Below are 21346 nucleotides of genomic sequence, written 5' to 3' on the forward strand. Positions count from 1 at the left end.
TGAAAAAAGCCACATTGTATATAAACCAAGACAAAAAATGATATTAAATAGAGCATAAAGATATATCCATTATCATTGTTTTTTATTTTATTTGATATTTATAAAAATTAAATGCTTTATCTCTTATATTTTTCTTAAATAACAATTACAAATTATTTCTTTTTGGCTACTTTATAAGCCGTAATTAGCACTAATTAAAAGAACTATTTTTAAGACTACAAGCAATATATGTAATAACAGTAAAAAAACATTCATTATTGAATAGGTATTGCTCCACGCTCTGGCAATATTTAATAGCTTCACAGGCTGTAAATGTCAATTGAGTACAAAAGGTCTTTTCAATCAAGAATATATTCATAAAGTCGTGCAGCGTGAGCACATTCATAATCCCATGTTCCCCCTGATAAAATCAAAGCAAGTAACGGCTTCTTCATAGCTTTTTAATTTCGGATATGTGCCAATCGCCTTCACCCATAAAAGATAAGAATTGCATTTAAAAGCTACTATTCGAAAATATTTGAGAGATAGAATTTAAAAGTTGTCTGCGTCATTTTGTGTAAAGGGTATGGAAGCAACATAATAAAAGCAGCTATTTTCATATTAAAGGCTTCCCCATACGTTAAAAATACTTAACGTTGTAACATGTAAAATAATGTTGACCGATAGATTATTGTACCTTAACATACAATATATAGAAAATATTTTTCTATATATAGGAAGAGGTGTATTTTATAGAGCGCAAAAAATATTCTGAATATTATGGAAAATGATTTGTTTCACAATAAAATTATTAGGAGGAAATATTATGACAGTTGCAGTAAAAAATTTTAGCAGCATTATGGACCAAATAAGAGATGCCTATGTAGGAGAGTCTTCTAATGAATTTTCTTTGGCAGAACACATTGGACTTCGGGCTCCTTCAGTATCTGATACACCTGAAGAATTGCAAAAATTAACACAAGACTATCAGCAGAATGTAAATAATTTTTATGAACAAGAAGAATTAAGCTTAAAAGAGAATGTTAAACAATTAGAAAATAATGATGTAAATAAAACAGATTTTATTGAGAAGATGCGTAAGAGAAAAGAAGAAGCATTAAAAAAATCTGAAGACATGATTAATAAACTCTATGATTCATTAACAGATTTTGGTGAAGTGCATCCTGCATCACAAATAATAATCCTTACCCTTGCTGATAAGATTGGGGCTTTTATACAAGACATTATGAATAAAGTTGTAGATGTCTTTGTTGGTGTAGTAGACGCTGTAAAAAAGGCAATTAGTGTAGCTGTTGATTTTATTTCTTCTACTTTCAATTCAATTGTTGATTCAACGAAAAACTTCTTTTCTGAGTTATTTTAAATAATAATGAATAAATGACTGAAAGCAGGACTGTTTACGGACAGTCTTGTTTTCCCTATTTAATATCTACACCAGCATATTTTTTCAAAGACTATCATATTTATTAAGCCAACTATCAAAAGTACAAGGTATTCTTTGCTTGTCCTCTACAGATGATAAGTTTTTTACTCACCCTATTATTTAAACGCTCCACAGCTTTACTATATGCCCCTACAAATACAGCTGAAATGAAATGAAACGAATTATCTTACACCCGCTCAGCTTAGTACTGCTGGATTGTATCAAGCGGAAAATATAGCGTACTATAGCTTATTTTTAATCATCGCCTATACAGGGGTGCGAAAAGGAGAGGCGTTGGGGCTTCCATGGCGAAATATCGACTTTGCCAATCAAACAACTACTATTGAGCGCACTATCACAGAACTATCGAAAGGCTGTCAAAGTATTGTTGCTTTCACATGGTCGGACACTGCATAGTGACAGAGCGAAGGTTAATTCGTTTATTTTCCTTTCACCACATACAACAAAGCCCTTTGAACCTACTGGCTTAAATGCTACATTTAATCGCATGGTAGCAACGGCTGAACTGCCAGCTACTACTATTCATGGATTACAACATACACATGCGACACTTCTTATTGAATAATGGTATCTCTATTAAGACAAGCGCTGAACTACACCTGAAATAATTCCTACAGCATACGGACATGTACTAAAGGAAACAGTATCCGTATTTAGTGAAAGTTTAAACGCAATTGGGGCTAGCATCTAGCTAACCCCCTCTTAAACCGCTTCATATCAATGTTTTTGTACTACTCGTTATTTTACAAGCTGTAAAATTGTTTTAAATTGTGGATGGTCGGCACGTTGTAACAGTTCGTATAAAATCATTTCTGTGCTTGTTGGAGCAATACCGAGCGCCTGCATTTTAGCTAGCCCAATATCTTTATTCGCCTTAGTGCGAGAGGACACAGCATCCACCACAACCTCAACCTCAAAACCTTGCTCCTTCAGTTGTCTTGCTGTTTGATATACACAAATATGTGTTTCAATGCCTGTCACAATAAATTGTGAACGACCACTTTCTTTCATAGCCTTGACAAATGCTTCTTCTTGACACGCACTAAAAGCCATTTTCGCTATTGCCTGTCCCTGTAAATGTTGGGCAATCTCCAGTGCTGTGCCCCCTAATCGACTTGGATTTTGCTCCAGCCATAAAATCGGCACCTCCAATGCTTGCATTGCCTGTACTAGCCTTGCTACATTCCCAATTACCGTTTCACTATCATCTACAATTGTTGCGAGCTTTCCTTGCACATCTACAACAACTAAACACGCTTCTTCCACTGTAAACATTTGTTAAACACTCCTTTCTCTATTTATTATACAAAAAACTACTTCTCTATTGTTATGCGTTCACTACACATGCTATAAACACGAACATTACTAAACAATATAACTATAAATAGCTTTTAATAACGAAAGTTACAGAGAAATAAATATATTATTTTTAATTTTATTCGTGTTTAAATCATTATCCTGCTTAAAATATGTAGATTTTGTTGCGCGCCTGTCGATATTTTGCTCAAATATTAAGAATTTTATTTTTTCTTGTGAAAATTAAGGTATAATTCAGTAAAGTTCGTTATCTTACAACAAAATAAGGAGTGTATCACTTTGACAAAACGTGCATACAATTTTAATGCAGGTCCATCTGCACTACCACAAGAAGTATTAGAAAAAGCTCAGAAACAATTAGTAAACTTCCGTGATTCAGGTATGTCCATTATGGAAATGAGTCACCGTAGTGCTATTTTCGACATCGTACATAATGAAGCCATTGCTTTACTTAAGGAGCTTTATGCTATCCCTGAAAATTATGAGGTGCTATTCCTACAAGGCGGTGCAAGCCTTCAATTTACAATGGTTCCTATGAATTTTTTAACAACGGAGCAACAAGCTAGCTACGTATTAACAGGGTCATGGTCTGAAAAAGCCTTCAAGGAAGCAAAACTATTTGGTACACCTGTTGAAGCAGCAAGCACAAAAGACCAGCAATATCGCAGTATTCCTGCCTTAGAGGATATTCATTTTACTGAAGACGATGCTTATGTGCATATTACTTCAAATAATACAATCTACGGTACACAATGGAAGAAGTTCCCTGAAACAGGAAATGTACCATTAATCGCCGATATGTCTAGTGATATTTTGTCAAAGCCTATTGATATTGAAAAATTCGGCTTAATCTACGCAGGGGCACAAAAAAATCTTGGGCCTTCAGGTGTAACAGTCGTTATTATTCGCAAAGACCTACTTGAAAAAGCGCATAAAACGATTCCAACAATGCTAAAATACACAACGCATGCAGATAGTAATTCTCTTTATAATACACCTCCAACATTTGGTATCTATATGCTAGGAGAGGTCTTAAAATGGGTAGCCGCTAAAGGTGGCGTTGCTGAAATTGAGAAGCATAATGAATTGAAGGCAAAAGTTATTTATGATGCCATTGATAATAGCAATGGTTTCTATAAAGGACATGCGACACCAGAAAGTCGCTCACTTATGAATATTACATTCCGCGTTGCAGATGAAGAACTTGAACAGCAATTCCTTACTGAGGCGAAAGCAGCGGGCTTTGTAGGGCTAAATGGGCATCGTTCTGTAGGTGGCTGCCGTGCTTCCACTTATAATGCCGTACCATTAGAGGCATGTGAAGCTTTACGAGATTTTATGGTAGATTTCCAACAAAAGCATCAAGCATAATGACAAACGACGATGAATTACGCTTCTGTAATGATTCGTCGTTTTTTTAGTTGGAAAACTATATGATTTATAGCAAATTTAACGCTTAGGGCTTTGCACAGCGCAAAAGATTTTGAGAAAAATATAGTTTTTTCAATTGCCTAGCGGACATATTACCAAGCTTTAGCGCTTCTCTAAACATAGATTATTACTGTAAGGGTTACTCTTACGAATCTAGTCGAAGGGAGGTCTTGAGAATGGAAGATAAACGTTATATGACACATATGAACTGGCAAGGCTGCAAATGCCCTAAAAAAGAGGAGCAACGCTGTCCACGCAAAGTTGAAAAATGCCCTTGTGAAAGTACACCAAAAATGAGCAGCAACTGTAGAGGCTGTATTTGTCAGCAATTAAGAAAATTAGAGCTTGCAACAGCAGTTGATATTTTCTTAGCTGGCGGTGTTAGCTTCTTAGGTGTAACATTCATTTCCTTTGACCCACGTACTTGCTGTGCATACTTCCTTGAAGCAGGCGCTGCAGCTACTTCTCCATTAATTGTGGACTGTAATAAAATTGTTGCACTTCGTAGAGCAGCTTAATCATAATAGTAGAGGGCGCTTCCTGCACGAAGCACCCTCTTTTTTAATGTTAACACGCTATCCGTCACTTCTTGTGTTCTATCCGTCACTTTTATAATGCTATCCACCACTTTTGGCGTTCTATCCGTCGCTTGCCTGATGCTATTGTTTACAATCCGGGCATTTCCCGTAGATTTCGAATTTATGGCTTTCAATTTCATAATCAGGTAGTTTTTCGCCCAGCATTTCCATTGGACAAAGATGCAGCTCTTTCACATTGCCACAATCCATACAAATAAAATGATGGTGATGATGAGGTGATTCACAGTGCATACGGAAATTACGCTCTCCTGATAGCTCTGTTTCCTCTAAAATTCCAAGCTTTACAAATGTAGCAAGGTTGCGATAAATCGTATCAAAGCTCATTCCTGGAAAATCTTTTTTCAAAACATCCAGTAAATCACGGGCTGTTAGATATTTATCGGTTGCTGCAAACATATCTAATATTAACTCCCGTTTATCTGTTTTTTTATAGCCATTTTCTTTTAAAATTTCCCACGCTCTTGAAACATTCATGGTGCTACCTCCTCCTGCTTCGCAGCCATTTTAAATGCTATTTTCTTTCCTAGAATTACTAATAGCAAGATCAAAATAGAAGTGACAACAATCGTACCCCCTGGTGCTAAATCCATATAAAATGCGCTCGTTAAGCCAATTAATACAGCCGCTTCCCCAAAAATAATCGCATAAATAATGGTTTGCTTAAAGCCCTTTGCTAATCGCATCGCAGCCGCCACAGGTAATGTCATTAGCGATGATACTAATAAAATACCTACGATACGCATACTTGCTGCAATCACAAGAGCTGTAATAATCATAAATAAAAGATGAATCGAGCGTGCAGGAAGACCGCTTGCTTTAGCATATTCCTCATCAAATGATAGCACAAATAGCTCTTTAAAAAATAAAGATAAAAAGATAATCACAATTGCAGCAATACCAATTACTACCCATAAATCCTGACGCGATACAGCGGATACCGAGCCAAATAAATAGCTCATTAAATCCGTGCTAAAGCCGCTTGCCAGTGAGATAAAGATGGCACTAATGCCAATTCCCCCCGACATAATAATTGGAATCGCCAGCTCCTCATAATGCTTATATAAACGTCTTAATCGTTCAATTAAAATCGAGCCACTCACAGAGGCTAGTATTCCTAAATAGATGGGGTTTAACATGGCTAGAGCTGTTACAGATTGACTGATATATAAGCTGCCCGCTATTCCCGCGAGCGTTACGTGTGATAGAGCATCTGCAATTAATGATAGCCTGCGCACAACAATAAACACGCCTAAAAGTGGTGCTAATACACCGATTAATAGCCCTGAGAAAAAGGCGTTTTGTAAAAATTCATAATGTAAAATTGCTTCAATCATTGTGCCTTCTCCTTCTAATGAATCTTTCTTACCGAATGACCGTACCATTTGTCCAGTGCATCCTGAGAAATATTATCAAATTCATTTTTATAGCCATGGAAGTGAATCGTTTGATTTAAGCATGCTACATGACTAATACGATTGGATACTGTGTCAACATCATGCGTCACAAGAATCATCGTAATTCCCTGTTCCCGATTTAATGTCGCCAGCATATCATAAAATGACTGCACATTCTCGTGGTCAATGCCAACAGTTGGTTCATCTAAAATAAGCAGTTTTGGATCGCTGACTAAAGCTCTTGCAATAAAAACACGTTGCTGTTGACCACCTGATAGTTCACCAATATTGCGATGCATAAAAGCATCCATACCAACTGCCTTTAAAGCTCTCTCTACTTGCTCTTTCGCATTGCGCCCGGGTCTTTTAAAAAGCCCTAATTTTTTGGTTAATCCGCTTTTCACAACCTCCTGCACGGTTGCTGGAAAGCCAGAGTTAAAGGCATTGGATTTTTGCGAAACATACCCAATCCATTCACGGTGCTTAAAGGTTGCACTTGGTTCACCAAAAAGTTGTATCTCACCTGATAGTGGCTTTAATAAACCTAAAATAATTTTTAATAATGTTGATTTACCTGAGCCATTGGGTCCAAGAAGGGCTAAAAAATCGCCCTCTTCTACACGAAAGGAAATGTTTTTTAAAACCTGTGTATAGTCATATTGGAATGACACATTTTGAATGTCGATAAGTGTTGATTTCATACATGATCGCTTCTTTCTAAGTCAAAATCATTACGATTTACAAAATTTAAGTATAAATGAAAGTGCAGTTTTTGTAAAGAAAAGAAGATAGGTGCTTTGCCCATCATTTTGCATAAAGGAGGATTGGCTTTGAGTATACAATTTTTACAGCAATTGCTTCAAAGCACTGATAAGGAAATTGTTGAAATTGCCCGACATGAAGGGTTTACTATTACAACTTCTGAAGTTAAAAAGCTTCGACCTTATTTGGAGCAATTCTCATTTTCTTGGCTTTTTTTAGGTGTGCCTAAAGATATTCTTGTAGAGGTTGAGGCAATTTTAGGAAGAAAGCGCTCTCGTCAACTTATCGCATTGTTTACAAAATAAAGACAGCCCGAAATCAGTACCATTGATTTCGGGCTTTTCCTTAACCTTTTAATGCTTCAATAAGCTCAGGCTTAAATGTACCGCTTCGCAGCATATCAATTTCAGCTTTATATGGAGCTACCTTAGATTTTGCATCACTATTTAGCGGGACAAATGGTGTTTCTAATATTTTCGGAATAGCCATTAGCTGTGGATGATGGACAACATAGTTTAATGCATCAAAGCCAATATGACCAAATCCAATATTTTCATGACGGTCTTTTCCTGCACCTTGCACATTTTTAGAATCATTAATATGCAGCACTTTAATGCGATCAACGCCGATTATTTTATCGAATTCATTTAGGACGCCATCAAAATCCTCTACAATATTATAGCCAGCATCATGTGTATGACAAGTATCAAAGCAGACGGAAAGACGCTCATTATGTGTCACACCATCAATAATTTGCGCCAGCTCTTCAAAGGAGCGTCCGCATTCTGTCCCCTTCCCTGCCATCGTTTCTAAGGCGATTTGAACGGGATAATCCTGCGCTAATACTTCGTTTAAGCCTTCGATAATTTTGGCAATCCCTGCATCCGCACCAGCGCCGACATGTGCACCAGGATGTAAGACAATTTGCGTTGCCTCTAATGCAGCTGTACGCTCAATTTCAGATTGTAAAAAATCTACACCAAGACGAAATGTTTCAGGCTTTGTCGTATTCGCAATATTAATAATATAGGGTGCGTGGACAACAATATTTGTCATACCATGCTCCTTCATATGAAGAAGCCCTTTTTCAATATTAAGATCAGCAATCGCCTTACGACGTGTATTTTGTGGTGCTCCCGTATAAATCATAAAGGTATTTGCGCCATACGATAGCGCCTCTTTACTAGAGCCAAGTAGCATCTCCTTGCCACTCATTGAAACATGTGAGCCAAGTAGCATATTAAAGCCTCCTTATTTTTTACCACGTGCTTTTAAGCGACGCTCACGCTTTTTAATTTTTTCCATTTCCCATTTCATATTACGTTTATAGCCTGGCTTTACTTTTTTAGGCTTACGTACTAATGCTTTCGCTTTTACATCAATTTCATTCTCATGCTTCACACGGTTTTTACGGGCATGACGATCCTTTAATTCCGACCATTCCCCATTTTTTACATCCTTTTGAACAAATGGAATCCCCATTTTTTCCACACGCGCTAATGCATCCTCATCCGATGGCTCAAACAATGTAATAGCTGTTCCTTTATTGCCTGCACGTGCTGTACGCCCAACACGGTGAATAAAGAATTCTAGGTCCTCTGGGATTTCATAGTTAATAACATGTGAAATTCCTTGAATATCAATACCACGTGCTGCTAAATCCGTTGCTACAATATATTGGTAGTCAAGATCACGTATTTGCTTCATCATCTTTTTACGGTCGCGCGGGCTTAAATCGCCATGGATTTGTCCGCAGCGAATCCCATGCTCGTTTAAGTAATTAGCAACATGCTCTGCCGTTTTACGCGTATTTGTAAAAATAACTGCTAGGAATGGGTTGATGCCTTCAATTACTTCCAATAAACGTTTATTGCGAGATTTAGAGCGTACTGGGACAAGTACAAAGTCGATGCCTTCTGCGACTGGTCGTTTATCATTCATATGAATATGAATAGGTGCTTCCATATATTTTTTTAGGAAGGGCTGTAGCTTTTCAGGAATGGTTGCTGAAAATACAAACATTTCAAGCTTCTCAGGCATTTGAGCAGCAAAGCCGTCAATATCTTCAATAAAGCCCATATCAAAGGCTAAATCAGCCTCATCCACCACTAAAATTGGCGCTGTATGCACAAATAATGCCTGTGCTGCCACAAGGTCACGAATACGGCCAGGTGTGCCAACAACAATTTGCGGCTGTGTTTTTAGCTTGTCAATGGAGCGTTGTTTATCTGTTCCTCCAATAAATAGCTTTGCCTGAATTGCTGTTCCTTCTATTAATTGCTGTAACGCATCAAAGATTTGCTGTGCAAGCTCACGTGTAGGAGAAGTAATCACAGCCTGTACTTCCTGCTTTTCTGCATCAATACGCTGCACAATCGGAATTAAAAAGCTATGCGTTTTCCCTGTTCCTGTATGTGCCTGTCCAATGGCACTTTTCCCTTTTAAGACAAGTGGAATAATCTCCTTTTGAATAGGTGTTGGTTCTGTAAAGCCAAGTTTTGCAATGGCGTCCTGTAAAAATGGCTGAAAATTATAATCGGTATATTTTGACATAATGCGTTCCTCCTAACATCTTTCTTATTGTATCATGATTCGCACTTGAAGGCGTATTGACGTCCTATTAGTAACAGCTTCCACATGTTTGCATCATTTTATTACCTTATCAAAGGTACTTGAAATACCAACAATATGCAATCAAAAAAAGCAATAGAGAAATGTTCAGAAATATTCGCAATATGTAATTTTCATGTCAATTTATAGTAAACTAATGATGAGTAACTTCCTTACATGTTATGATAGGAATGTATATTATTACAGGAGGTTGAGAACTTATGAAAGCAGCAAGATGGTATAAAGCACACGATATCCGCGTAGAAAACATTGAAGAACCAGTCATCGCACCTGAAAAAGTAAAAATTAAAGTACATTGGACTGGTATTTGTGGCAGTGATTTACATGAATATGCAGCTGGGCCAATCTTTATTCCAGTGGAGCAACCTCATTATGTAAGTAAAGATATTGCACCAATTGTCATGGGACATGAATTCTCAGGAGAAGTTGTTGAAATTGGCGATGGTGTCACATCTGTTCAAGTGGGCGATTCTGTTGTTGTTGAGCCTATCCTTGCATGTGGTGAATGTGCCGCTTGTAAAAAAGGAAAATACAATATTTGTAAACATTTAGGTTTCCACGGTCTATCTGGTGGTGGCGGAGGCTTCTCCGAATATACAATGGTCGATGAAAAAATGGTACACAAAATGCCAGAGGGTCTTTCCTATGAACAAGGGGCGCTTGTAGAACCAGCAGCCGTAGCATTGCATTCAGTACGTCAAAGTAAGCTAAAAGCTGGCGATAAAGCTGCTGTTTTTGGCACAGGTCCAATCGGGCTACTCGTAATTGAAGCATTACGTGCAGCAGGTGCAGCAGAAATTTATGCTGTAGAGCTTTCAGAAGAGCGTGCGGCAAAAGCTTTAGAGCTTGGTGCAACAGCCGTTATTAATCCTAAAGAAGAAGACGCCGTTGCGCGCTTACTTGAATTAACAAATGGTGGCGTAGATGTTGCCTTTGAAGTAACAGGTGTGCCAGTTGTCTTACAACAAGCCATCGATTCTACAACATTTGAGGGCGAAACAATTATCGTGTCTATTTGGGAATCTACAGCTGCTATTCAGCCAAACAATCTTGTCCTATCAGAGCGTTCTGTAAAAGGTATCATTGCTTACCGCGATATCTTCCCTGCAGTTATGGAGCTGATGACACAAGGCTATTTCCCTGCCGACAAGCTTGTGACAAAGCGTATTGCACTGGATGAAGTTGTGACAGAAGGCTTTGAAGCACTTATGAAGGAACGTAACCATATTAAAATTCTTGTAAACTCTCAAGCATAATCATAGATTGTAAAACGTCAAGAAGCTCATTCTTGGCGTTTTTTATTTGAAGTGTTCAAGCTTATACATAAAATCTCTTCAAAGCGCTCAATTCCTCAACTGATTAATCCTTTGTCGAACCCTCTCGTCAATCGCTGCATATCATAGCTATAATCAGGTATGTCATCAATGATAAAGAAGTAGAAAGGAGATCATTATGGTATTTCGACCACCTTATCCATACCCTATGTATCCCAGTGGCATGAGAATGCCTATGCCAACACCTCCACAGATGTCACCACAGTCCTTTTTCCCGCCTGGAGGCTTCCCTGCTCAACCACGAATTCCAGGCGGCTTTCCGATGGCAAATGGAATAGGTTCCTTTGGAGGACAAATGCCAATGCCACCTGTGCAGGAACCGTCTAAAATCGGTTCATTTCTACAGCAAGCCAACAGCTTATTTAATACGGCTAAAACCTATACGCCTTATATTCAGCAAGCAATGCCAATGGTGAAAAATATCCCGTCACTGCTAAAATTATATAAAGGCTTCCAAGGACTCCCCGCTGCCGGTGCTGGCGCAGCAGCTGCGGCTGAAGCGACGGGCAGTGCAAGAGCCTCTGGTGGAAGCAGACGATCTGCAAGGCAAAGTGAATCATTTACGCCGCCTGAACCACTACCATCTAAGCCAAGAATTTTCCAACCACCGATGTAAATGAACGTTTCTTTGTATTCGTAGTCCCTGTCCGTTATAATGTAGGTAGGTAAGCTTGAAAGGAGTCACAACCATGCAAGTATTAAAAATTAATCCACGTGGCTATTGCTACGGTGTTGTGGATGCGATGGTTATTGCACGAAACGCCGCACTCGATAAAACATTACCAAGACCTATCTACATTTTAGGGATGATTGTGCATAATAAACATGTCACAGATGCATTTGAAGAAGATGGTATTATCACATTAGATGGCGATAATCGTTTAGAAATTATTGAACAGGTTGAAACGGGTACTGTTATTTTTACAGCACATGGTGTTTCGCCTGAAATTCGTGAGATTGCAAAGCGCAAAGGCCTCGTGTCCATTGATGCTACATGCCCTGATGTAACAGTTACGCACGATTTAATTCGTGAAAAGTCTGCAGAAGGTTATGATATTATTTATATTGGTAAAAAAGGACATCCTGAACCAGAAGGTGCTATTGGTGTTGCACCCGACCATGTCCACTTAGTACAATCCTCTAACGATATTGATGCGCTAGAGCTAACCAATGATAAATTACTTGTCACAAACCAAACAACAATGAGTCAATGGGATGTTGCTCATTTAATGGATAGTTTAAAAGAAAAATTCCCACATATTGAAGTACACAAAGAAATTTGTTTAGCTACGCAAGTTCGTCAAGAAGCTGTTGCGAAACAAGCGGGCGAAGCGGATTTACTCATTGTTGTAGGTGACCCAAAATCAAATAACTCAAATCGTTTAACACAAGTTTCTGTTGAAATCGCTGGCACACCATCCTATCGTATTGCGGATGTTTCAGAGCTGAAAATAGAATGGTTAAAAGACATTAATACCGTTGCTGTCACTGCGGGTGCTTCAACACCAACACCGATTGTCAAAGAGGTAATTGCCTTCCTCGAACAATTTGATGAGCATGATGCATCGACACATACGATTAAACGTACAGTAACATTAGATAAAATTTTACCTAAAATTAAAACACCTGCACCTGTTGAGAAAATTATGCCTTACTAATAGCAAAAAAAATCCTGATTGCCCTACGACAATCAGGATTTTCTCTATTTACTAAAATAATAGTTAATAGGGCGACCAACGCCACCATAATGGACATCCATGGTAATAGAGCCCTGCTTTTCTAAGTAATCTAAATATCTTCTTGCGGTAACTCTGGCGATGCCAACACCCATTGCTACATCTTCTGCAGATGCGCCATCCACCGATTGTAAAAAATGGACAACCTTATCAAGCGTTGCACGATTAAAGCCCTTTGGTAGATTCTGTTCTGACTGTAATGTATTAGCCTGTATTACATGACCATGCCCGCCGCGATAATGGAATAGCTGGTCAAGCTCACCTTGTGTAAGAGCACGTTCTGTTTGTGTTTGTTTTTTAAAGCGCAAGTAATTTTCAAGTGTTCCTTGGACTCGTTCAAATGAAAACGGCTTCATAATATAATCGAAGACACCTAAATGTAGCACCTGCTTCACAGTTTCCATATCATTGGCGGCTGTCACGGTAATTACATCTACTGGTAAATCAAGCTCACGTATTTTCCGTAGGCTTGTAATACCGTCTTGCTCTGGCATAAAAATATCCATAAATACTAAGTCTGGCTGGAGCTGATGAATTTGTGTAATACCATCTAAGCCATTTGATGCCTGTCCAATTACTTGAAAATGCTCAACTTTTTCAATAAATTGACGATTGACCTCTCGCACCATTGGATCATCTTCAATTAATAATACGGTTATTTGTGCCATTGTCATCCCTCCATCCTACTTAACAATAATAAAAAGTGATTAAAAAGCTAGTTCCTTTATTTGGCTCACTCACAACTTCGATATCCCCTTGCCCTTTATGAATAATTTCTTTTATTAAATAAAGCCCTATCCCACGATAACTTTTCTCTTTTGTGGAATAGCCATTGTCAAAAATATGCTTCTTGATTTCATCTGTCATACCAACCCCATTATCTGATACAAGGATGGCTAGCACATCATCATCTTCATCAACTGATACATGAATTACTTTCTCCTCAACTTGTGCATCCTTTACTGCATCAAAGGCATTTTCAATTAAATTCCCAAATAGAATAACAAAATCATGATGATCTAAATTCGGCGGAAATGTTGTGAAGCGACTTTCACGGTCAATGTCCAAGCGAATACCTTGTTCTTTGGCATAGGAAATTTTACTAAGCAATAGCCCTGAAATATTTTCATTTTTAATACGTTCATTTAAAAAATTCGTAATTTCATCGTGCTCTTCCTTCACCTGTGTTAAGTAGGTCAATGCCTGTTCATAATGACCAAGCTGTAACAACCCAGCAATTGTATGCAGTTTATTTTTATGCTCATGTGTTTGTACACGTAACGCTTGGACAAATGCCTTGACACCTGTTAGTTCCTCCGCAAGCTTTTTCACCTCTGTACGATCTTTAAACATCGCAACGGCTCCAACTGTTTTGCCATTCACCTGTATAGGGATGCGATTGCTCATAATACTATGGTTATTAATATATAGCTCACGATTAAAGATTGGTTGATCAAGCTCTAAAATTTCAGGAAGCCGTGTATCTGGCAACACATGGAATATTTTCTGCCCAATCAATGTGGAAGGGCGTTCATGAACACCTAGTATATCGCATGCCTTTTCATTAAAAATAGTAATGGTCAGCTCATTATCAATGGCAATAATCCCTTCATGCATCGCATTAAAGGTTTCTGTTCGTTCTACATACATTTTGGCTATTTCATGAGGCTCTAACCCAAACATTTGCTTTTTTATATGTAGCCCTAATGTGTGTGCACCCCATGCACTAAAAAATAATGATAGTACAATCGTTATCATTAGCTCGATCTGCATTGATTGCAGTAATTCCACTACTGTTAGCACACTATAGCCTACAATGACAACGCCAATCTGTTGCCCCTCATTGCTCATAATAGGCACAAAGGCACGCATCATATTGCCATGCTCACCATGTGCAATGGATGTATAATAATGCTCTGTAAAAGCGGCATTGAGATCACTAGATTGTGAGATTTGTCCAATTTCCTGTGGATTTGGATGAGCATATTTGCGTCTTTGCATATCAAGCACAACGATATATTGTGCCTCATTTATATCACGAATTTCTTCTACAACTGGATGAATATGCGCTGTTGCCTCTTGAAAATTTGGCTGTGCAATATAATTTTTAATTTCAGGAAGCTGTGAAACCGTTTTAGCTACAAGTAATGCCTGGTCACGAAGGTCTGTCTTTTGTCCATTCATCACAAACCCTAATAAAAAAGTACCACCAATACTAAAGGAAAGCATAAGAATAAAAAATGTCAGAAACATAATTTTTCGTTCCATTGACAACCTTTGTAATTTCAAACAAATTCGCCTCCCTTCGACTATATTTTAGCTTACTTCGTATGTTAAAATAACAAAAACATCAGAAAATACAAATTAATTAGGTGCAATCAATGAAAAAATTTATTCTAGGAACTATTATCACTGTTTTATTGTTAATTATTGTGATTAGCGTGCAGCAAGGCTTACTACTAGCCAAACCCCTTCCTTATGATGATGAACAAACAGGATTAAGCACACAAATTACGATACATTTAAGTCATGTTGTAGCCGAAAATACACCAAAGGGACAGGCTGCTAATAAATTTGCTGAGTTAGTAGAGGAAAAGACAGCTGGTAAGGTCAAAGTACACGTTTATGCAAACGCCTCTTTATTTAATGATGAAAATGAATTTCGTGCTTTACAAAAAGGTGATGTCGAAATGATTGTCCCTACATTTTCGAAAATGACAACATATGTACCTAGCTGGCAGGTGCTTGATTTACCCTATCTCTTTCATACAGAGGAGCAAATACATGAGGTGCTAACAGGGACAATCGGTGAACAATTATTAGCAGAACTAGAACCGCTCCGTCTTCGTGTGAAAGGGCTTGGCTTTTGGTACAACGGCTTTAAACATTTAACCTCTGCCGACCAGCCCATTCATACCTTTGAAGATTTACAGGGCTTACGTATTCGCACAATGCCGAGTAGAACATTAGAAAAACAATTTGAAGCAGTGAACGCAAAACCAACATCGGTATCCTTTAGCGAGCTTTTTACAGATTTAGAAACACATACAATTGATGCACAGGAAAATACCGCCTCCAATATTTATTCTAAAGGCTTTTATAAAGTACAAAAGCATATGACCATTACCCAGCATGGCATTTTAGGCTATGCCGTTTTAATCAATGAAAGCTTTTGGAATTCATTACCTGAGAAAATCCAAAAACAAATAATCGCAGCTATGAAAGAAACAACAGAATGGCAATTTGAGCAAGCAAGATCAATGAATGATCAAGATATGCAAAAACTGATGCAACAGGATCATTTCAATGTTTATACAATGAGTAAGCAAGAAAGACTACGCTTTAAGGAACAGCTTACACCTGTATATGATTTTTATAAAACGCATATCCAAACAAATGATATTTTAACAGAGATTGAAAAAGTTGTGACACCCTAATAGTTTTGTTCATTTAGAAAAAGCCTTTACAAATAGTGAAGGCTTTTTCTTTTGTATTATAATAGAATCACCGTTTTTTAAGTTGCTATAAAACAGCTTAAACCCCTTGCTATTACTGACTTTATCTATCCTCTTACTAAAAAACGAACAAAATGAACAATAAAAACATTACGGTCATAAAAACCATTGTCGGAAAATTTCAGCTATGATTACTTCATTGAAAGCGTTCACACTAGTGATAGGAGGAAAAGAGATGCGGATAAATTTTAAAAACTTAACAGTACAAGTGATTATCGCTATTATACTCGGTATTATTGTTGGGGCTGTCTTCCCAGAGTTTGGCGCAAAATTAAAAATATTAGCAGATATTTTTATTAAGCTTATCAAAATGTTAATTGCACCAATCATCTTCTTAACAGTTGTTATCGGGATTGGCAGCATGGGTGATGTGAAAAAGGTTGGGAAAATTGGTGGAAAGGCATTAATTTATTTTGAAGTTGTTTCTACATTTGCGCTGGCAATTGGCTTAATCGTTGTCAACCTTGTTCAGCCAGGTAAAGGCTTTAATACAGATGCAGCTAGCAAAGCAGATATTTCTCAATATACAAATGCAGCGGCTGAGGATCATGGCTTTGGAGCATTTATTTTACAAATTATTCCTGAAAATGTAGTAGGAGCTCTAGCAAATGGTGAGTTATTGCCTGTTTTATTCTCTGCTGTTTTATTTGGGCTAGCTGCTGCTGCTATTGGCGAACCAGCAAAGCCTGTTATTAAATTTTTCGAACAGGTAGCGGATATTTTCTTTAAAATTGTTAATATGGTAATGAAAATCTCGCCAATTGGGGCATTTGGGGCAATGAGTTATACAATTGGTAATTTTGGTCTAAAATCGCTGCAAAATTTAGGATTTTTAATGTTATCAGTCTATATGACAATGTTTATTTTTATCGTTGTTGTTATCGGTATTATTGCATACTACTTTAAATTTAATATTTTTAAATTTATTAAATATATTAAAGATGAAATATTTATTGTTGTTGGAACATCCTCATCAGAGTCAGCATTGCCTTCAATGATGCGTAAGCTAGAAAATTACGGCTGTTCAAAGCAAGTAGTTGGACTAGTATTACCAACAGGCTATTCCTTTAACCTTGATGGAACATCTATTTATCTATCGATGGCAGCGCTGTTTATTGCCCAAGCCTATGGTATCGATTTAGATATTTGGCAACAGCTTACATTGCTTGCAATTTTAATGCTTACATCTAAAGGGGCTGCGGGTGTAACAGGCTCTGGCTTTATTACACTTGCTGCCACACTTGCTGCATTCCCAATGATACCAGTAGAGGGAATTGCCCTATTAATCGGTGTAGACCGCTTTATGTCAGAGGCACGTGCTGTGACCAACCTGATTGGTAATGGTGTAGCAACAGTTGTTGTATCAAAAGTAGAAAAAGAATTCGATTTTGAGCAGGAGAAACGTGCGCTTGCAGGACAAGTGACAACGGCTCCATAAGTAATAAAAACTGCTGAAAGAGCATGGCTATCGCCTTCAGCAGTTTTTTTATGGCTAATTAATTTTTTCTCGTTGTGCATTTAAAATATGAATAACGTATGCAGCCTGCTGTGGTGCATTTGTTTGGACAATTTTATTAATGGTATCTTCCATTTTAGCAACTAGTGTCAGTGCTTCATGATTGGCATCTTTTATCGTTGTGTGAATCGTAATGGTCGTTTGATTTTCAAGCGTTAAATATTCATAGACATCGAAAGCTTGGAGACCTTCCAGTAAAGCCTCTATTAAAAAATTCGTGCTATCATCCATTTTTTGATAATCCAGCAATGATGTTAGCTCCCATCTTTCAAAAACAATTGTATAATCCTTCAACACAGAGTTTTGAATCGTATTTTTAGCAATGGACATTAGATCATCTTTTATGGCAAGAAAGTACTCCTCTCCTCCAACAACCTGTATAACCAATTCTTTGTCTGCCGTTCTTTTTACATCAATCCCTACATATGTTTCAAGCAGCTTTTCTTTTAATGTAGCCTGCGTGAATGCTTCCTGCGTGATGAGCCGCTGCTCCTCTTGCACAATTTTGGGCTCTCTACCCTCTGCAAACAATATGACGACAGCTATAGTCGCTAACAGTAACCCTATAATTATTCGTAGCCTTCTATGCATATCACCCCTCCTGATAGGAAGGTATGACTAGCAGAAATGCAATATTCACTACCTAAAAAGATGACCGCTTCCATGCGAGAAAACGGTCATCCTATTATTTTCTATTGATTGGTCGTTCTAATGCCATTAGCTCTTCTTCAATAGAAGCATATTGTCTTTCTACCACATACTTTGCATCGGATAATGCCGCATTGTAAATGTATGGCGCAATATGTTCTTTCATAAAGTCCAATAAACGCTCTGCCTCAAATTCGCTTAGCTCTTCATCTCGCTGATTATAGAAAAAACGTTGAATATCCTCAATCATCATTTCTTGTTGTGCCTTTGTAAAACGAATAAACATAGCCATCTCCCTTTCTGCAAGTATATTAATAAGCGTATTTTTTAGCCGAATACTAATTTACCTAGTATTCGGCTTGTTGATTACTTTTGACATTCAAAGCCATATTTCGTAGATAGAAAGCTTTTTTCCTTTGTTACAATGGCTTGTCCACCTTCACTTTCACATTGCTGTGTCATTGCATCGATTTTTTTATCATTCATCATATTGGTCATCATTGTCATACCAATGCCAAATACGGCGATAAATAGACCAATAATAATCCATAGCTTACCAGCAGATTGTTTAGTTGCCATATGTGCTCTCCTCACTTATACAAATAAAAATGGTTCTGTATGGATGGCTGATTGGACAAATTCAACATGATATTTTTTCTCTGCGCATAGTGTCGCCATTTTCTTGGCAACGCCTGCAATCATCACCTTTTCCACATGATGACCAGGGTCAACAATTTGTAAGCCAATCGCCTGTGCATCCTGCGCTGTATGGAAATACATATCTCCTGTTAAAAAGACATCTGCTCCTGCACGTTTTGCTGCATAAATATATTTATTGCCATCACCACCAACGAGTGCAACTTTCTGAACCTTTGACTGTAAATCGCCTACTACACGCACTGCTGGTACATCTAGCTGCTGCTTTACATAGCTTGCAAATTGCTGTAAGGTCATTTCCTCTGGTAGATAGCCTACACGCCCTAAGCCCATTTGATTTGTACGCTGTTCAAGACGGATAATATCATAGGCAGGCTCCTCATATGGATGGCTGTTTAGCATCGCTTTTATGACGCGATTTTTAATGGATTCTGGAAAGACAACCTCTACCTTTACCTCTTCCTCCATATGTAATTCGCCAACAGTCCCTACGAATGGATTTGCACCTGCTGCTGCACGAAAGCGCCCTTCACCAATAGATGTATAGCTACATGCCTCATAATCACCAAGTCGTCCTGCACCTGCCGTTGCTAGTGCCTCACGCAAATGTTCAGCATTCGCTGTTGGGATAAAGACAGCAAGCTTTAAAAGGCTTTCTGAATAAGTTTCTTCTAAAATGGTACGCTGCTCAAGCTGTAAAGCATCTGCCAATAAATCATTAACACCACCTGCAGCTACATCTAAGTTCGTATGAGCTGCATACACAGCAATATCATGCTTAATTAGCTTTTCATATAAGCGTCCTGCTGGATTGTCTGTGCGAATATTAGCAAGACGTCTAAAAATTGGAGGATGGTGTGCAATAATTAGCTCACAGCCTTTGTCAATCGCCTCACTCGCTACAGCTTCATTGACATCCAATGTAACTAACACTTTATGAACAGGTTTATTTAATGTACCAATGGCAAGTCCAATTGGATCATTATCCATACAAGCTAGCTTTTTCGGTGACCATGATTCAAACACTTGAATGATTTCTTGACCATTTACTGCTTTCATCTTACAAAACCCCTTCCACTAAATGAATCAGAGCCGTTAACTCTGCACGTTTTGCTTCAATTTCAGGTGTTTGTTCTGCATCTGCAATGGATCGCAATACTCGTTGCCAATTTTCCTTTTCACGCAGCCACTTTTTAATAAATGCCGGTGAGCGACGTTGGCTTAATCGAGGACCAACTAAAATTTCTGCCTCTGAAAGCTCCATTTGTCCTCGTTGTAATACGAGAATTTCATAGATTTTATCATCTTCTTCTAAAATTTCTTCATCAACAATTGCCCATTGATGTGCTAAAGCCCATTCGCGAATTACTTTGGCATGAATATTCGGCTGTAAAATAAGACGTGTTACACCTTGCAGCTTTTCTGGATGCTTCTCTAAAATAGAAACAATTAAAGGTCCGCCCATGCCAGCAATTGTTATTGTGTCTACATGGTCAGCCGCTTCAATCGCTGCCAGCCCATCAGCAAGACGTACTGTAATTTTTTCTGTTAGCCCTTCCTTTTGTACCTGCCCGACTGCTGATTCATAAGGTCCTTTAACAACCTCTCCTGCAATGGCATACGAGGCAATCCCCCTATGAACGGAATAGCATGGTAAATAAGCATGATCACTCCCAATATCAGCAACAATAGCTCCTGAAGGAATAAATTTTGCGACTGTTTCTAATCGCTTTGATAGTTTTTGTGCGTTCATTTTATACCGCCTACCTTAAAATAGAGTCCACTCTTAGTATGGATGATGTAAAGAAAAAAAACAAATGGCGTCGCCCAAAGTTTATCATCTAAAGAAACAACCCCATATGCATGATTTTTTGCATTAAAAAGTAGCTGCACCATTTCAGTACAGCTACTTGTCATTCATCCTATTCTAATGTAGAGATGTATTCAGCAATTGCTTTTGCTTCATCTTCTGTTTTCATGTTTGGTTGCATTGGTGTACCTTCAATACCGTTTACTAAAACGTCTACGATATGCTCTTCATCTAAACCATGTAGATTTGGACCCATACCGCCTGTTAAGTCACCGCCATGACAACCGATACAAGATTGTACTAATGCAGAGCCATCATCATTCGCCTCTGTTGTTTCTGTAGATTCGCCACCTTCATGTTCAGCAGCAATTTCTTTCTTGTTATCTGCACCTTGTAAAGACATGAAGAAAATAAGACCAATACCAAATGCGAGAATTAAGATGTAAGGAACGACTGGATTGTTTTTCATAAGTTTCCCCTCCTCATTTTAAGTCTACTTCTATCTATAATATAGAATCAGTCAACATCTAATATTGTACTTCATTCCTAGAG

Annotated in this window: 24 protein-coding genes; 10 read left to right on the top strand and 14 right to left on the bottom strand. The window is 38.0% G+C overall.

Annotated elements, in window-relative coordinates; genetic code table 11:
• The first annotated feature begins 805 nt into the window (after positions 1–805).
• Positions 806–1363, top strand: coding sequence for a hypothetical protein (locus tag MHB42_RS12320; protein ID WP_340806495.1), 558 nt, complete (start codon positions 806–808; stop codon positions 1361–1363).
• Between the two features lie 382 nt (positions 1364–1745).
• The gene (locus MHB42_RS12325) at positions 1746–2009 is read left to right on the top strand and encodes a hypothetical protein (RefSeq protein WP_340806496.1); all 264 of its coding nucleotides are present in this window, start codon (positions 1746–1748) and stop codon (positions 2007–2009) included.
• Between the two features lie 173 nt (positions 2010–2182).
• Here MHB42_RS12325 and MHB42_RS12330 read toward each other — a convergent pair whose 3' ends face one another.
• A complete protein-coding gene (locus MHB42_RS12330) occupies positions 2183–2719 on the bottom strand; it encodes a hydrolase (RefSeq protein ID WP_340806497.1) in 537 nt (178 codons plus the stop codon).
• 321 nt (positions 2720–3040) lie between these two features.
• On the opposite strand from MHB42_RS12330, the gene serC reads away from it, so the two are divergent.
• Together serC and MHB42_RS12340 are read left to right on the top strand one after the other, a co-directional pair.
• Positions 3041–4132 (top strand): 3-phosphoserine/phosphohydroxythreonine transaminase, encoded by a 1092-nt coding sequence (gene serC, locus MHB42_RS12335; protein WP_340806498.1) that lies wholly within the window; start codon positions 3041–3043, stop codon positions 4130–4132.
• A gap of 236 nt (positions 4133–4368) precedes the next feature.
• Positions 4369–4710: a hypothetical protein gene (locus tag MHB42_RS12340; protein WP_340806499.1), complete on the top strand. Its 342-nt coding sequence runs from the start codon at positions 4369–4371 to the stop codon at positions 4708–4710.
• 141 nt (positions 4711–4851) lie between these two features.
• On the opposite strand, the gene MHB42_RS12345 is transcribed toward MHB42_RS12340, so the two are convergent.
• The 3 genes from MHB42_RS12345 to MHB42_RS12355 are packed head-to-tail and all read right to left on the bottom strand — an operon-like array spanning position 4852 to position 6886.
• Positions 4852–5265: a Fur family transcriptional regulator gene (locus MHB42_RS12345; protein WP_340806500.1), complete on the bottom strand. Its 414-nt coding sequence runs from the start codon at positions 5263–5265 to the stop codon at positions 4852–4854.
• Positions 5262–6125 carry a metal ABC transporter permease gene (locus MHB42_RS12350; protein WP_340808590.1) on the bottom strand — a complete coding sequence of 288 codons (864 nt, stop codon included), beginning with the start codon at positions 6123–6125 and terminating at the stop codon, positions 5262–5264. Before MHB42_RS12350 ends, MHB42_RS12345 begins: the two co-directional genes overlap by 4 nt.
• Positions 6126–6139: 14 nt before the next feature.
• Positions 6140–6886: a metal ABC transporter ATP-binding protein gene (locus MHB42_RS12355; protein ID WP_340806501.1), complete on the bottom strand. Its 747-nt coding sequence runs from the start codon at positions 6884–6886 to the stop codon at positions 6140–6142.
• A 129-nt stretch (positions 6887–7015) separates the two neighbouring features.
• Between MHB42_RS12355 and MHB42_RS12360 the strand changes: the two genes are divergently transcribed.
• Positions 7016–7252, top strand: coding sequence for an endonuclease IV (locus tag MHB42_RS12360; RefSeq protein ID WP_340806502.1), 237 nt, complete (start codon positions 7016–7018; stop codon positions 7250–7252).
• A gap of 40 nt (positions 7253–7292) precedes the next feature.
• Here MHB42_RS12360 and MHB42_RS12365 read toward each other — a convergent pair whose 3' ends face one another.
• The gene (locus tag MHB42_RS12365; RefSeq protein WP_340806505.1) at positions 7293–8186 is read right to left on the bottom strand and encodes a deoxyribonuclease IV; all 894 of its coding nucleotides are present in this window, start codon (positions 8184–8186) and stop codon (positions 7293–7295) included.
• A gap of 12 nt (positions 8187–8198) precedes the next feature.
• Positions 8199–9500 carry a DEAD/DEAH box helicase gene (locus tag MHB42_RS12370; protein ID WP_340806506.1) on the bottom strand — a complete coding sequence of 434 codons (1302 nt, stop codon included), beginning with the start codon at positions 9498–9500 and terminating at the stop codon, positions 8199–8201.
• A gap of 278 nt (positions 9501–9778) precedes the next feature.
• Here MHB42_RS12370 and MHB42_RS12375 point away from each other — a divergent pair, with 278 nt between their 5' ends.
• From MHB42_RS12375 to MHB42_RS12385, 3 genes are all read left to right on the top strand, one after another.
• Positions 9779–10834, top strand: a complete 1056-nt coding sequence (locus MHB42_RS12375; protein ID WP_340806507.1) for a 2,3-butanediol dehydrogenase — start codon at positions 9779–9781, stop codon at positions 10832–10834.
• Positions 10835–11030: 196 nt separating this feature from the next.
• Positions 11031–11528 carry a VrrA/YqfQ family protein gene (gene vrrA, locus MHB42_RS12380; RefSeq protein ID WP_340806508.1) on the top strand — a complete coding sequence of 166 codons (498 nt, stop codon included), beginning with the start codon at positions 11031–11033 and terminating at the stop codon, positions 11526–11528.
• Positions 11529–11601: 73 nt separating this feature from the next.
• Positions 11602–12570: a 4-hydroxy-3-methylbut-2-enyl diphosphate reductase gene (locus MHB42_RS12385; protein WP_340806510.1), complete on the top strand. Its 969-nt coding sequence runs from the start codon at positions 11602–11604 to the stop codon at positions 12568–12570.
• Positions 12571–12614: 44 nt separating this feature from the next.
• Here the strand turns inward: MHB42_RS12385 and MHB42_RS12390 are convergent, their stop codons facing one another.
• Both MHB42_RS12390 and MHB42_RS12395 read right to left on the bottom strand, forming a co-directional pair.
• Complete coding sequence (locus tag MHB42_RS12390; RefSeq protein ID WP_340806511.1) at positions 12615–13316, bottom strand: response regulator; 702 nt, start codon at positions 13314–13316, stop codon at positions 12615–12617.
• A gap of 19 nt (positions 13317–13335) precedes the next feature.
• Complete coding sequence (locus tag MHB42_RS12395) at positions 13336–14916, bottom strand: ATP-binding protein (RefSeq protein WP_445299990.1); 1581 nt, start codon at positions 14914–14916, stop codon at positions 13336–13338.
• Positions 14917–15029: 113 nt separating this feature from the next.
• Here MHB42_RS12395 and MHB42_RS12400 point away from each other — a divergent pair, with 113 nt between their 5' ends.
• Together MHB42_RS12400 and MHB42_RS12405 are read left to right on the top strand one after the other, a co-directional pair.
• Entirely contained in the window at positions 15030–16085 is a 1056-nt protein-coding gene (locus tag MHB42_RS12400; protein WP_340806512.1) for a TRAP transporter substrate-binding protein, read from the top strand.
• 253 nt (positions 16086–16338) lie between these two features.
• Positions 16339–17601 carry a dicarboxylate/amino acid:cation symporter gene (locus MHB42_RS12405; protein ID WP_340806513.1) on the top strand — a complete coding sequence of 421 codons (1263 nt, stop codon included), beginning with the start codon at positions 16339–16341 and terminating at the stop codon, positions 17599–17601.
• 54 nt (positions 17602–17655) lie between these two features.
• Here the strand turns inward: MHB42_RS12405 and MHB42_RS12410 are convergent, their stop codons facing one another.
• The 6 genes from MHB42_RS12410 to cccA form a co-directional block, all read right to left on the bottom strand.
• Positions 17656–18270: a hypothetical protein gene (locus MHB42_RS12410; protein WP_340806515.1), complete on the bottom strand. Its 615-nt coding sequence runs from the start codon at positions 18268–18270 to the stop codon at positions 17656–17658.
• Between the two features lie 94 nt (positions 18271–18364).
• Complete coding sequence (locus MHB42_RS12415) at positions 18365–18619, bottom strand: DUF2164 domain-containing protein (RefSeq protein WP_445299979.1); 255 nt, start codon at positions 18617–18619, stop codon at positions 18365–18367.
• 74 nt (positions 18620–18693) lie between these two features.
• Positions 18694–18906 carry a hypothetical protein gene (locus MHB42_RS12420; protein ID WP_340806516.1) on the bottom strand — a complete coding sequence of 71 codons (213 nt, stop codon included), beginning with the start codon at positions 18904–18906 and terminating at the stop codon, positions 18694–18696.
• Between the two features lie 15 nt (positions 18907–18921).
• Positions 18922–20043 (bottom strand): Nif3-like dinuclear metal center hexameric protein, encoded by a 1122-nt coding sequence (locus tag MHB42_RS12425; RefSeq protein WP_340806517.1) that lies wholly within the window; start codon positions 20041–20043, stop codon positions 18922–18924.
• A gap of 1 nt (position 20044) precedes the next feature.
• A complete protein-coding gene (locus MHB42_RS12430; RefSeq protein ID WP_340806519.1) occupies positions 20045–20737 on the bottom strand; it encodes a tRNA (adenine(22)-N(1))-methyltransferase in 693 nt (230 codons plus the stop codon).
• A gap of 169 nt (positions 20738–20906) precedes the next feature.
• Positions 20907–21263 (bottom strand): cytochrome c550, encoded by a 357-nt coding sequence (gene cccA / locus MHB42_RS12435; RefSeq protein ID WP_340806520.1) that lies wholly within the window; start codon positions 21261–21263, stop codon positions 20907–20909.
• Between the last annotated feature and the right edge of the window lie 83 nt (positions 21264–21346).

This window comes from Lysinibacillus sp. FSL K6-0232 (assembly GCF_038008325.1).
Lineage (GTDB): Bacteria > Bacillota > Bacilli > Bacillales_A > Planococcaceae > Lysinibacillus.

Excerpts from the sequence above, each read along its gene's own strand:
- MHB42_RS12320 (WP_340806495.1), top strand. The coding sequence starts at position 806 with ATGACAGTTGCAGTAAAAAATTTTAGCAGCATTATGGACCAAATAAGA.
- MHB42_RS12330 (WP_340806497.1), bottom strand. The coding sequence starts at position 2,719 with ATGTTTACAGTGGAAGAAGCGTGTTTAGTTGTTGTAGATGTGCAAGGA.
- MHB42_RS12340 (WP_340806499.1), top strand. The coding sequence starts at position 4,369 with ATGGAAGATAAACGTTATATGACACATATGAACTGGCAAGGCTGCAAA.
- MHB42_RS12345 (WP_340806500.1), bottom strand. The coding sequence starts at position 5,265 with ATGAATGTTTCAAGAGCGTGGGAAATTTTAAAAGAAAATGGCTATAAA.
- MHB42_RS12350 (WP_340808590.1), bottom strand. The coding sequence starts at position 6,125 with ATGATTGAAGCAATTTTACATTATGAATTTTTACAAAACGCCTTTTTC.
- MHB42_RS12355 (WP_340806501.1), bottom strand. The coding sequence starts at position 6,886 with ATGAAATCAACACTTATCGACATTCAAAATGTGTCATTCCAATATGAC.
- MHB42_RS12365 (WP_340806505.1), bottom strand. The coding sequence starts at position 8,186 with ATGCTACTTGGCTCACATGTTTCAATGAGTGGCAAGGAGATGCTACTT.
- MHB42_RS12370 (WP_340806506.1), bottom strand. The coding sequence starts at position 9,500 with ATGTCAAAATATACCGATTATAATTTTCAGCCATTTTTACAGGACGCC.
- MHB42_RS12375 (WP_340806507.1), top strand. The coding sequence starts at position 9,779 with ATGAAAGCAGCAAGATGGTATAAAGCACACGATATCCGCGTAGAAAAC.
- vrrA (WP_340806508.1), top strand. The coding sequence starts at position 11,031 with ATGGTATTTCGACCACCTTATCCATACCCTATGTATCCCAGTGGCATG.
- MHB42_RS12385 (WP_340806510.1), top strand. The coding sequence starts at position 11,602 with ATGCAAGTATTAAAAATTAATCCACGTGGCTATTGCTACGGTGTTGTG.
- MHB42_RS12390 (WP_340806511.1), bottom strand. The coding sequence starts at position 13,316 with ATGGCACAAATAACCGTATTATTAATTGAAGATGATCCAATGGTGCGA.
- MHB42_RS12395 (WP_445299990.1), bottom strand. The coding sequence starts at position 14,916 with ATGGAACGAAAAATTATGTTTCTGACATTTTTTATTCTTATGCTTTCC.
- MHB42_RS12400 (WP_340806512.1), top strand. The coding sequence starts at position 15,030 with ATGAAAAAATTTATTCTAGGAACTATTATCACTGTTTTATTGTTAATT.
- MHB42_RS12405 (WP_340806513.1), top strand. The coding sequence starts at position 16,339 with ATGCGGATAAATTTTAAAAACTTAACAGTACAAGTGATTATCGCTATT.
- MHB42_RS12410 (WP_340806515.1), bottom strand. The coding sequence starts at position 18,270 with ATGCATAGAAGGCTACGAATAATTATAGGGTTACTGTTAGCGACTATA.
- MHB42_RS12415 (WP_445299979.1), bottom strand. The coding sequence starts at position 18,619 with ATGGCTATGTTTATTCGTTTTACAAAGGCACAACAAGAAATGATGATT.
- MHB42_RS12420 (WP_340806516.1), bottom strand. The coding sequence starts at position 18,906 with ATGGCAACTAAACAATCTGCTGGTAAGCTATGGATTATTATTGGTCTA.
- MHB42_RS12425 (WP_340806517.1), bottom strand. The coding sequence starts at position 20,043 with ATGAAAGCAGTAAATGGTCAAGAAATCATTCAAGTGTTTGAATCATGG.
- MHB42_RS12430 (WP_340806519.1), bottom strand. The coding sequence starts at position 20,737 with ATGAACGCACAAAAACTATCAAAGCGATTAGAAACAGTCGCAAAATTT.
- cccA (WP_340806520.1), bottom strand. The coding sequence starts at position 21,263 with ATGAAAAACAATCCAGTCGTTCCTTACATCTTAATTCTCGCATTTGGT.